7 protein-coding genes and 2 pseudogenes are annotated in these 12098 nt (G+C 43.7%); 8 read left to right on the top strand and 1 reads right to left on the bottom strand.

Going from position 1 to position 12098, the window contains the following annotated elements:
- Positions 1–89 precede the first annotated feature (89 nt).
- Positions 90–914, top strand: a complete 825-nt coding sequence (locus KDW_RS19270; RefSeq protein WP_151757604.1) for a hypothetical protein — start codon at positions 90–92, stop codon at positions 912–914.
- Here the strand turns inward: KDW_RS19270 and KDW_RS19265 are convergent.
- Positions 889–2016 (bottom strand): hypothetical protein, encoded by a 1128-nt coding sequence (locus KDW_RS19265; protein WP_151754965.1) that lies wholly within the window; start codon positions 2014–2016, stop codon positions 889–891. The genes KDW_RS19270 and KDW_RS19265 overlap by 26 nt on opposite strands.
- Positions 2017–2481: 465 nt before the next feature.
- Between KDW_RS19265 and KDW_RS35070 the strand changes: the two are divergent.
- The 7 genes and pseudogenes from KDW_RS35070 to KDW_RS32980 all read left to right on the top strand — a co-directional run.
- Positions 2482–2816 (top strand): annotated as a pseudogene (locus KDW_RS35070) (anti-phage BREX system Lon protease BrxL); the annotation flags it as partial.
- Between the two features lie 68 nt (positions 2817–2884).
- Positions 2885–3901, top strand: a pseudogene (gene brxL, locus KDW_RS19250) (BREX system Lon protease-like protein BrxL); the annotation flags it as partial.
- Between the two features lie 366 nt (positions 3902–4267).
- The gene (locus KDW_RS19245; RefSeq protein ID WP_151757601.1) at positions 4268–5278 is read left to right on the top strand and encodes a DUF4007 family protein; all 1011 of its coding nucleotides are present in this window, start codon (positions 4268–4270) and stop codon (positions 5276–5278) included.
- Between the two features lie 14 nt (positions 5279–5292).
- Complete coding sequence (locus tag KDW_RS19240) at positions 5293–8790, top strand: hypothetical protein (RefSeq protein ID WP_151757600.1); 3498 nt, start codon at positions 5293–5295, stop codon at positions 8788–8790.
- A gap of 5 nt (positions 8791–8795) precedes the next feature.
- Entirely contained in the window at positions 8796–9596 is an 801-nt protein-coding gene (locus KDW_RS19235) for a phosphoadenosine phosphosulfate reductase family protein (protein ID WP_151757599.1), read from the top strand.
- Between the two features lie 38 nt (positions 9597–9634).
- A complete protein-coding gene (locus KDW_RS19230) occupies positions 9635–11545 on the top strand; it encodes a hypothetical protein (RefSeq protein ID WP_233097813.1) in 1911 nt (636 codons plus the stop codon).
- A complete protein-coding gene (locus tag KDW_RS32980) occupies positions 11542–12042 on the top strand; it encodes a hypothetical protein (protein ID WP_198925369.1) in 501 nt (166 codons plus the stop codon). The genes KDW_RS19230 and KDW_RS32980 overlap by 4 nt, the downstream gene beginning before the upstream one ends.
- Positions 12043–12098 lie beyond the last annotated feature (56 nt).

Below are 12098 nucleotides of genomic sequence, written 5' to 3'. Positions count from 1 at the left end.
ATGCCTCCTTGAGATCGGTTTTTTGATTCGTGACTCAAGGATACTCCTTTTGTTCCCATTTATCAAATCAAGGATGACAGAGTACTAGTGTGCAAATTCAGCCATCCATTTCTGTATTGCCAACCATTACAGCAATTTCGAAGAGTGCATTAATACATGGTTATCTGGATGCATCTATAACGAAACAACCAACCATCCAAATACTCAAAACGCGTTTAAAAAAAGAATTTAAGGATATTCATGTTTTCACACAACACTATGAGTTAGAGCACGCTCTTTCCAAGAACATTGCGCCAGGACTTTACGCTCTACTCTATAATGCTCTTGATCATCATTGTCATGCGGTTCAGGGCTTTACTGACGATGAAAGCATTGATGGGCACCTTAAACTCATTGCACGCCTTATTAAAGATGCTTTTGAGCGCTGTATTGAACAAGGTTTACATCCACAAGCCTTTGTAAGCAGTGATCATGGAAGTACACTTTTACCCGAGCAAACAATGGTATTAAAAATCCCTCAATTTGCATACATATTGGGAGATGATGATAATTTTGAGAATGCCCCTACAGAAATCAACGTCAAGCCTTTCCAGCGAACGCGGGTTTGTGCAACCCATAAAACACCCACTAAGGAAGATTTACTTGCTCTTACTCAACATTGGCACTATTTACAAAAAGATTTATTCATTTTACCCAAGCATTATTTAATACCCAAAGGCTATAGTGCGATAGAACGTCGTTCCACGGGATGGACTCATGGAGGAGCAACTCCTGAAGAGGTTGTTGTTGCCACGCTTAAACTTCAGCCGACTGCAGAAACATTTATTGAACCGATACTACACGTAGAGGGATATTTACGGCCGGGACAGCATGTTAGGTACAGCCACACTAAACGGTGGATGAGCTCAAAATGACTTTACGAGGTCGCCCCCTCGGCCGTTTTGGCTGATTGGGATCAGGCAACGGTCGAAGACGAGGTCTCCCTCGTGGTCGCTTTGACTGATTAGGATCAGGCAACGGTTTGATCCGTTTGCGTCCTCGTTTTTTCGGTTCGTGCCAGGGTTCGGGCACGACCTTGTACGTTAACAACTCAACAATACTCCACAGATGATCGGTTAAACCGCTGGCCATCGCCGGACTGATCTGCTGCTGATTTGTGCTCAACTGTTGATGGGACCAACAGAGATTGTAGGTGACACCCAACAGATACATGCCGTGATGCAAGCTCTCAAGCCGACATGCGGCATGTCGGCATTTCCGGGTTAACTGTGCCAAACGCTCTCGCATGGTGCCATTCAATCGTTCAATGTACGCCGTATTGAGAATCGTGCATCCTGGTGTCGTTTGTAACAACTTCTGTGCTTGATGCGGATCCCCACGTAGCAAACGCCGTTCCACTTCAACCACACGATGCTTGTATTGACGCTTGATCACTTGTCCAATCACCAATCCCGACCACATTTCCAGACAACAGCGTCCTCTTCCAGCTGTGCGCTTGATTTTTGAGCGAAAGGCTCGCTCAATACTGTGTGGATAGGCTGGCCAGCCATCCACGCAGACCAGGATCGCACTGATGTGCTTGGTCCACTGACGAACCTGCTCAAACAACCGATCGGCTAACGGAGTATCGCGAGTTGGCTGCACCACGCCTGCCAACCACAATCTCGTAGGAACCAGCATCGCCAGGGCCATCCAGATGACCTTTTTTCTTCCTTTGACTCGAATTTCATCGGCTTGCACATGACTCAGAGTGAGGTCAGCCTGCTGCATCATTTGTTCATGGACCCGTTGGCAATGTGCTCCAGAGCGATCTCGCCAGTTGGCAATGGTTCTTTCATCTAAACGAAAGGCTTTGACAATCGCTTGCACCGGACAGCCATAGGCAAGCAAAGTTACCACAATGACAATGAGCTCGGTTGGTTTGCGGAGCCCTTCGAACATGGTTCCTGTTCGGGATGTAAACGTTTTTTTGCAGACCTTACAACGATAGCGTTCACGTTGACGATCATGAACCACAATAGTTCCTTGCCCTTTTTGACCCCTTGCGGAACACGTCAAATTAGGGCAAAATTGAGAAGACGTGTTCATTGGCGCTTTCTGTTGTTTTTTCATACAAACAGTGTGCCGTGTAATACGTCATTTTTCAAGTCCCTTTTTCAACGCATCCACCACTTAGTGTAGCTGTACCGCATGTTACAGTGCCATTAACTATAAAAAATATGAATAAATTTCCCCTCAAGATCACAAAATTGACAGTGTTTGAGAAATCCATTACCTCCGTACCACTGACAATAGAACCATACACTTTAGATACTGTAGATGTTGAATTTCAAGCGACAGGCACTCAAGAGATACAATATATTCATTGGCAACTTTCATGCGATGGTGGAGGGCAATATAACAATTGTACCGGATCATTATCCATGCCAATACGGCGGTTACAGGTGAACAGTATAGACGATATGTTTGAGGAATTTTAATATGACACTATCTTTTGAGGATAAAGCACTTCAATATTATGGTGAAGTATGTGTAAATAAAGCACTTATTCGTAAAGCAAGTATTGGAACCGAAAGTGTTCCTATGTATGTGAGCGAATGGATTGTCTCGCGCTATTTAAACAATGGTCAAATTGATGAAACTGCTCGGAAAAACATGCGCGATTTCGTCAATAAGCATTTGCCACCAAAAGATCAGAAGGAACAGTTAAAAGCCAAATTAAAAAATGGGGGACCCTTCTCATTCTGGATACTTATAGTGTGGAGGTAAATCTTCGCACAGATGAATACATTCTCAAAATCCCCTGTTTGGATGAAAATAGGGCAACCATAGAATCATATATTGTTGAAAATTATCCACTTCTACTTAATGGGGGGTCTGGGGAGTTGGCCGCCTGGAATATCAATCCCCCAATGGGAAAGAAAATCCGTTTGGACAAATACGGATGGTCGACTTCCGTCCAATGCAAGCAGCAACTATTGATCTTGACCTCTTTTGCGAGCAACGCCAACATTTTACGCTAGAAGAATGGAGAGATCTGCTTATAAGTAGTATGGGATACAATCCTATATACTATACACCAGATCAGATGATGCTCCTTCTTGCACGTCTCATCCCAATTGTTCAAGAACGCGTAAATTTAATAGAACTAGCCCCTAAAGGCACAGGAAAATCGTTTGTATACCTCAATTTATCGCGCTATGTACGCTTAATTTCAGGAGGAAAGGTTACCGCTGCGGTTTTATTCCATAATAATGCAACCAATCAATCAGGGCTGCTTACAAGATTTGATGTTGTAGTTTTTGATGAAGCACAATCACTCTCTTTTGATAATCCAAATGAAGTCATTGGAGTGCTTAAAGATTACCTGGAATCGGGAAGCTTTTCTCGAGGCGGGAAACAACAAAATGCAGCGACGGCAGGTATTGTCATGCTGGCCAATATACCACTAGCAGCTGATGGAAATCCACGTTTTGAAAATCTTTTCTTAAATCTACCAGAATTTCTACGAGAGACTGCGTTCATTGATCGCATACATGGAATATTGCCTGGCTGGCAGCTACCAAGAATCGAAGAAGGTTCTATATCAACTCAGATAGGCTTTAAAGCTGATTTCTTTGGAGACGTACTTCATAACTTACGCCACAGAGCAGGTTATGAAGATCATATCAAAGCATATGGAATAATTACTGGAACGAATGATGTGCGTGATCGTAATGCTATCAACCGTTTAGCTACTGGTTATTTGAAGCTACTCTTTCCTGATTTAAAAGTAAGTCAGGATGAGTTGGTAAATTATTGCCTACGTCCAGCCGCCTCTTTACGACAACTAGTACGTGACCAACTCACAATAATGGATCCAGAATACAAACCCTTTCTTATTGATGTAACATCTATTTAGCGGCCGGGGATAGATTATTTCTATCCCCCCATATACCAATTTAGCCTTATTAAAACCAAGCATTTAATATCTTCAAGGGACTCCTTTGCACACATTGCTATAAGCAATTCTCGTTCCCATAAATATATTTTCACTTGCTATTTATTATAAATATCTGTTAGAATAGCCTTTGCCAAGGAAATATAATTATTTTCACTTGTATTGCCCCTGCGGTTAATGAACCAGCAGTGAAGACATCATAAATAATGAATATCCGTTCATTATTTATGATTAAATCTAAACAAATAAACACATTACTATAGGTATTTTCCTCTATTTCTTTTTATTTTTTCTCACAGTATTTGTACCATCATAAAGGAGACACCAATGTCTGCTGATACTCAGTTGACAAAAAATCCTATACATATTCAAACCGATCTTCTCAAGGATACTTCTCAAAAAAACGAGATTTCTTCAATTGTTTCCCAACATCCACAGGCGGCCTTTGCTCGCCATGAGACCTTCCATCCTCGCTTTGGCTGGATTAAGAAGGGCTTTGATCGTTCTCAACACAATAGCAATGTATTTTTGAGAGACGATGCAACAACCATTCTTGGAGTGGGCAAAAATATGGTACGCTCCATTCGCTATTGGTGTGCGGCATTCAAAGTGCTGGCCGAGACCCAGGAGAAAAATGCCCGCATTAAAGATATTGTGCCCACATCTTTTGGAGCTCGTTTGTTAGCTGATGATGGTTGGGATCCCTATCTAGAAGATCCTGCCTCACTGTGGTTGCTCCACTGGTATTTATTGAAGCCTTCATGCCTGGCAACAACCTGGTATTTTACCTTTGCTTGTTTTAAACGGGCAGAGTTTTCTATTGAGAGCCTCTATAATGCTTTAGATGAATATGTTCATCAACAATTTCCAAACCACAGCGTGGCAGAGTCTTCATTACAAAAAGATATTTTCTGTCTTTTGCATATGTACGTTGGAGTCAAGTCACGTTCAAATGCCATTGAAGAGATGCTCGATAGCCCATTCACAGCCTTAGGATTAATTCAACCAGAGAGCGACAATAAACATTACTCTTTTCATGTCGGATATAAGAATACACTTCCCCCCGAAATAATTGTGGCTGCTTGTCTAGAGTTTGCGGAAAGCCTCGGCAAGGGCGAGCGCACCATTTCAATACCTCGTTTAATGTATGAAGAAGGTAGTCCAGGTACAATCTTCAAACTTACCGAGAGCACGCTTATCGATGCTATAGAACAAGTAACTCTAGCGGATCAACGCCTCTCGCTCTCAAATACGGCAGGTATTATACAGCTCACCTTTACACAGCATCCCGCTGACCTAGCTGAAGCACTTTTAAATCAATATTATCAACATGATTAGCAAGAAGTAGAAACATGCAACAAAAACTTTCTGAGGTAATTTCTTTAAAGCGACGCTATAATCGATCGATTAATCTAGAACGTGACCTTACCCTGGTAGAGAGTGTACTTGGCTATATTCCTACTTCGTGGGCCCGGGATACGAGTGAGCGGATCTTGCAAGCGTTGATTAGCAATAATACCGTGCGTGCCTGGACAATTACAGGCGTGTATGGAACTGGCAAATCTGCATTTGCTCACTTTCTCTCGGCACTGGTTGCTCCAAAAACTGATCCGATTTACCAGAATGCCCAGTCAATCCTTGAACAATCTCTAGGCGTACACCATCCATTAATTGCTCACATTATTGATCAACTTCCAGAAAAAGGTCTGATTCGGGCAGTAGCGACTGCGCAACGTGAACCGCTAGGCTATACTATTGTGCGTGCGCTTCACCGTGGGTGCGAACAGGTTGGATCACACAATCCTGAGCAACAGCCACTCACCCATATATTTCAACACTTGGAAGAATTGATGGAAGAGGATCAAAAAATCCCTAACCAGGAAATCCTCCAGTGTATTCAGCAGATTGCCCAGGAAACTCAGTCAGGTATTCTCTTAATTATTGATGAGTTGGGAAAAGGATTGGAATACGCTGCCTGGCATCAGGACAGCGATGATCTTTATCTGCTTCAACAGTTGGCCGAATTGCCATCAGATGAACACACACCTACAATCGCTGTGTTAGGACTCCTCCATCAATCTTTTGCGGATTATGCGCGGGATCTGACAAAAACACAGCGTAATGAATGGAGTAAGATTCAAGGCCGCTTTGAAGATATTCCATTTACAGCGACCAATGATCATATGTTACACCTGCTCAGTCAGGCGATTGATCATTCTCATACCTCTGACCTCTTGCCATTCTTAAATACCTGGGCAACTACCTGGCAGAAAACACTGCACTCTCATGATATTCATCAGGAACGCTTGAGCGTGCAAGAATTCAGCAATATCTACCCACTTCATCCGTTAGCAGCTCTGACTTTGCCGATTCTATGTAGTCGCTATGCACAGAATGATCGCTCGCTCTTTACATTTCTGACAAGCCAGGAACCCCATTCCTTTACATCCTTCTTACAAGAAACACCTGTGCAAGGAATACAGCCAACAACGTTAAAACTGCATCGTATCTATGACTATTTTGTTGAGGCTGCCAGCGTGTCTCATTCAGCAAAGGCATCAACACAACGCTGGACTGAGATTCAGGGGCGCATCACTGATGCACAACATTTGGAAGTTGATCAGTTACTGGTACTGAAAACTATTGGCATTCTCAATTTGGTAGATACTGTCGGAACCCTCCGAGCAACACAACACCTGGTTGTGCTTGCACTGTCAGAAGATCCAAATGATCCCCAGGAGACGCAGCGCTGGCTGCAAGCTATTGAGCAGCTGATCAAACGTGGGCTGGTAACACATCGCAAGCAACTTGATGAGCTGCGCATTTGGGAAGGCTCAGATTTTGACATTGATCAGGCGACCACGGCAGCAATGGAAAAAGAGCAGTCTTCTCTCGCTACGTTACTCACACAAGCCTATCCACTAACGCCCATCATTGCTCAACGCCATAGTTATATAACTGGCACCCTACGCTACTTTGAGCGTCGCTACATCAGCGATTACAAAGATCTGGCCCAGATTCTTCCTGAGAATCCAGACAGTGATGGTGTGATTGCTTATTGGCTAAGTGAACAATTACCTACTCAATGCCCAACAGCGACGACTGCTGGAAAGCCGTTTGTGCTGCTAGCTAGCAAGAATATCGAAAAGCTTGCCGCTGTAAGTCGTGAGGTCTCCGCGTTAGCAACAGTGGATACAACAGCTCCGCAACTGCAGAGTGATGGTGTAGCACGTCGCGAAGTTCGTCAACGTCTTACCCAGACGAGGCGCCTGCTTATTGATCTCCTAGAGCAATCATTCTTAACGGGGAAAGAAGATACTGCTTGTATTTCTAATGGAACCAACATACACCTCCGTACGCTCAAAGACTTCCAAAAACATCTTTCTGCTCTTTGTGATGAAGTCTATCCCAACACACCTGTGCTGTGGAATGAATTAATTAATCGTCGGGAGATTACATCTCAGGGTGCTAAAGCGCGACGTGAGCTGTTAGAAGCGATGCTCCGCAATTCCCATCTTGAACGTCTTGGACTTGAAGGCAATGGTCCAGAGAGCAGCATCTATCTCTCTCTCTTAAATAACTCTGGTATCCATCGCTACCTGGATGAGCAGTGGGGATTCGCGCAACCACGAGATAAAAGTATCGGATATATCTGGGAAGCCATTGAACATTTTTGTTTGAATGCACGTACGAAACCAGAGACATTAGATCGTTTGTATACCATCCTTGAGGCACCTCCTTATGGCATGAAGAAAGGATCTATTCCACTCTTTTTAGCCGCGGTGCTCCTCTATCATAAAGATACAGTCAGTGTGTATCAGGATGGAACTTTTATTCCACTCTTAGGTGCTGAACATTTCGAACTGCTGGTGAAACAACCTGGACGTTTCGCGGTCAAACATTTTGAGGTGGCTGGCCTACGCACACAGGTCTTTCAAGAGCTTGCCCTGCTTTTGCGACGGCCATTATCTTCTGCCAATTCATCAACACGTAACAATACCATTCTTAGTGTTGTGAAACCATTGATCCAGTTTGGCAACAGCCTACCTTCATACACAGTCAAAACCAAACAATTGAGTACTGAAGCTATTGCTATTCGAGATGCCATTCGAGATGCTCGCGAACCTGATGAGTTGCTCTTTACGATCTTGCCCCAAGCTTGCGGACTCGAACCAATCAGTACACATGAGATGCAAGATGATACGCAAGTCCAACAGCTCAAAAAAATCCTGGTTGGTTCATTGCAAGAATTGCAGTTAGCATACGATCGATTGCTTGAAAAATGCAAATATTTGCTTTACAATACATTTACTGTTCGTAGTGATATTTCTAAAATTAGAGAAGATCTTCGTGTTCGAGCTCAATACCTGAAAGACAATTGCATTGAGCGCCAGATGAGAAGCTTCTTGTTTGCAGCCATCAATGATGCTGCAAATGAACGCGAATGGTTAGAAGCCTTATTAATGGTTGTCGCTGATAAACCTGTAGTCTCGTGGAATGATGATGATGTTACACGCTTCGAGATTCGTCTCAGTGATCTTGCGAGACGCTTTATACACCTTGAGGCGATTAAAAAAGAAGTGTATCAGCAAACGCCAGCCGGATTTGAGGCACGCCGTATTACAGTGACTCAACCAGATGGCTATGAGAGCAACCATATTGTATGGCTCAATCATGAGCATCAAGACAATATTCAAAAATTAGTCGAAAAAGTCTTACAAGATGACCTGGTGAAAGATAATGAACAACTGCAACAAGAACTTGTTGCAGCACTTGTAGAGAAAGTATATCAATCTACTACCCAACAGCACAGTTTGCAACGTGCAGCTCAAAAGGGAAAGGAAGCCTAAATACTATGGGCACTCAAGAAGTTCGACACATCCTTGGCCTCTCAGGAGGTAAAGATAGTACAGCACTGGCTATCCTCATGCATAAAAAAGTGCCACAAATGGAATATTTCTTCTGCGATACCCATAAAGAACTCCCTGAGACCTATGAGTATCTCGATCGTATTAAAGCTCGCCTGGGCATCAAAATTACATATTTGAGTGCTGAACGTGGGTTTGATCACTGGCTCGATGTCTATGGAGGCTTCTTACCATCACCAAAGATGCGCTGGTGTACCAAGCAACTAAAAATCGTTCCCCTCGAACAATTTATTGGTGATGACCAGGCTGTTAGCTACGTCGGTATTCGTGCTGACGAAAAACGTGATGGTTATATATCTACCAAACCAAATATAAAACCTATTTATCCTTTTAAAGAGGAAGGATTAGTTCATGCCGATATCGTTCGTCTTCTAGAAGAAAGTGGGATTGGACTTCCCAATTACTATAAATGGCGTTCTCGCTCTGGCTGTTTCTTCTGCTTTTATCAGCGCAAATATGAATGGGTAATGCTCGCTGAAGAGCATCCAGACCTCTTTGCCGAAGCTGTCAAATATGAGGAGGGGCATAGTGATGGGCGCAGCTTCTCTTGGGTTCAGGGTGAAACTCTAACTGAACTACTCGCCAGAAAAGATCGCATCCTGGCCGACCACGAAAAAAACCTGGCTCGTAAACAGCTCCAGAAACCCAATAAAAACCTGGCTCAAGCCCTTTCAGACGTACTAGACGACGAGGACGATAGCCTTCCTTGCCTGGCCTGTCACGTCTAACTATTATAAACCTTTTATGATTTTGTGGATGAAAACCATTGTGTGTTTTCATCCACACCTATGTTACGCATTGCTGTATTTTCTATAAATTAATCTTTAAGAAGACGAGGAACCCTATGGCTTTTCATGACTCTGCATGGATACGCTTTCTCCGTCAATATGGACCCGTACCAACTAATGACAATATGTATGACGAGTTTATTCAAAAAGCGGCTCGTAGTAAAAAAATGCGTCCAGTCTCTTTTACTGCCGAATATCTAGATGAACTCATCGATAATTTTAAATCTGACACTCCTATCTCTGTTATTCTTACCGGCACCGCAGGCGATGGCAAAACGTACTATTGCCGCCAAATTTGGATGGAACTTGGCGGTACTGAGGATGCCTGGATTCAAAAATCTAAAATTCGCACATTGCGTCTTTCTGCCAACCGCAATCTGATTGTTATTAAGGATCTGAGCGAGTTCTCTGCCGAAGAGGCACAAACAGTCTTGCCTCAAATTGCTGCGTGCATTGATCGCCAAAATACTGAACAAGTCTATCTCATCGCCGCTAATGATGGACAATTGATGGAAAAATGGCGCGACATTACTGCTACCCCACAGATTATCAAAGTACGTCAACACATCGAGAATCTCCTCGTCAATGAACAGAAGGAACTTCCAGATTTTTCGCTCAGGCTCTACAATCTTAGCCGCCTCCCTATTCGCCGTGTCTTCCCACGCATACTTGATGCCGTTCTCACTCATGAAGGATGGCAGACATGTGATCAATGCCCCTTCAGGAAACCGACCGATTCTACCCAGCAATGTCCAATTTGGGAGAATAAAGAACGGCTGCAAAATGATACTACAACGCGAGAGCGTATTCTGCAACTACTAGAGTTGTGTGAACTCAATAACGTCCACATTCCTGTCAGGCAACTTCTTTTGCTAGTCTCCAATATGCTACTTGGTCATCCCAATACAAAAGATCATCTCATGACCTGCAAAGATGTCGTACAGATTATTGACAATGGAGATACAGCTCAGGGCAGTCTCTATCGCAATATCTTTGGCGAGAACCTTGGGAAGCGTCGTCGCCAATCTACTGAGGTCTTTGTGGCACTCAATCGCTTTGGCATTGGCAACGAAACCAATAGCAGCGTTGATAGCATGCTCATCTTCGGTCAGGACGATCCAACTCAGAAAGAGAACTATCAGCGTTTTGTGCTTTCCGACACCTATTATGGTGCCGATCATTCATTCCAGAGCCAACAGAACGCTTATCTTGAAGGCACCACCGCTGACAATGGAGAAAAATTCTTGTCGATGCTGCGGGCGCAACGCCAGCGATTATTCTTCACGCTCACGACAGCAGCAGCGGCCGAAACCAAACTGTGGAGTCTGACCGTTTTCCAATATGCTGGTGAGTACCTCGAAATTATTGAAAAGCTTCGTCAAAGTGGCAAAATCACCTCTAAACAATCTCTTACGCGCTTAGTCCAGGGTCTGAACCGTATATTCACGGGTCTCCTAGCTCATGAGACAGAACGCTTAGTTCTGGCTACTTCAGGCAGTCATTCACAGGCACGTGTCTGCCATGTTTTAGAAGAGTATGTATCCGTCTCCAAAAAAGCCGGCACGTATGTCAACCTGGAAATTGACCATAATGATCGTCCTCTCCTTATCGTTTCACTGGGAAAAGATGCTGGCCTCCAGGTGTCTCTACGCCTCCAATTAACGCGGTTTGAATTTTTATGTCGCGTTGCAGAGGGTGCTCTCCCTAGTAGTTTCTCACGTGAGTGCTACGAAGACATCCTTTCATTCAAAACCAATCTTCTTCGCCAACTCGATTACCGTCGCAAATTAGACGATGATGATTCGGATGGTGAACTGAAGCTGAATATGATTTATCTTGATAATGATGGGGATATCAAAGAGAGCTCGCTGGAGGTCCAATTTTCATGATTACATCATCAAATACATCCAACAATAAAAGTATTGATGTCGATATGCTGGTGGACGAAGAGATCTGGGGACATCGTATCTATAATGAGCAAACACCCTGGCTCTGCTTTCTTGAGTTCTTAGGAATTCTCTATGCCATTGATCAAGATCCTAACCAGCAAGCCTTTGTTGAGACTAAACCCAATACCTTGAGTTATCTACCACAATATCGGCTCTACTTACGCAATATTCTCTTTAATAATCCGCGTTTGGTCGCTATTATGAAAGAAACGACAAACGAGGACGGACGCTGGCAACGCTGGTTCAACTATATGCAAGGCAGTGGTGCTGGATTAAGTGAGCAAGCTGATTTTCGTTACCTGCAGCAACGCTTCGAGAAATTCACCGATTTTGTGAAGGTCATCGATTTTCTCCGGGGGACAGCCATCGAGGGCGAAAGCAACAAAAGATGGAGCTCAAAGTTCGTTTTTCCCTTACGGACCCTCTTGCTTCTATGAAGACGTTGCCGTTTCTACAAAAGGTTCCGTTACAAATGATAGGCGCTTCTTTGCTC

The sequence above is a fragment of the Dictyobacter vulcani genome, assembly GCF_008974265.1.
In the GTDB taxonomy this organism is placed as follows: domain Bacteria; phylum Chloroflexota; class Ktedonobacteria; order Ktedonobacterales; family Ktedonobacteraceae; genus Dictyobacter; species Dictyobacter vulcani.
The sequence above is the reverse complement of the archived record's forward strand: the minus strand, read 5'-3'. Positions and strand labels throughout refer to the sequence as shown.

What these genes read in the sequence shown, in the direction of transcription:
- KDW_RS19245 (WP_151757601.1), top strand. Translation starts at nt 4,268, where the DNA reads ATGTCTGCTGATACTCAGTTGACAAAAAATCCTATACATATTCAAACC.
- KDW_RS19240 (WP_151757600.1), top strand. Translation starts at nt 5,293, where the DNA reads ATGCAACAAAAACTTTCTGAGGTAATTTCTTTAAAGCGACGCTATAAT.
- KDW_RS19235 (WP_151757599.1), top strand. Translation starts at nt 8,796, where the DNA reads ATGGGCACTCAAGAAGTTCGACACATCCTTGGCCTCTCAGGAGGTAAA.
- KDW_RS32980 (WP_198925369.1), top strand. Translation starts at nt 11,542, where the DNA reads ATGATTACATCATCAAATACATCCAACAATAAAAGTATTGATGTCGAT.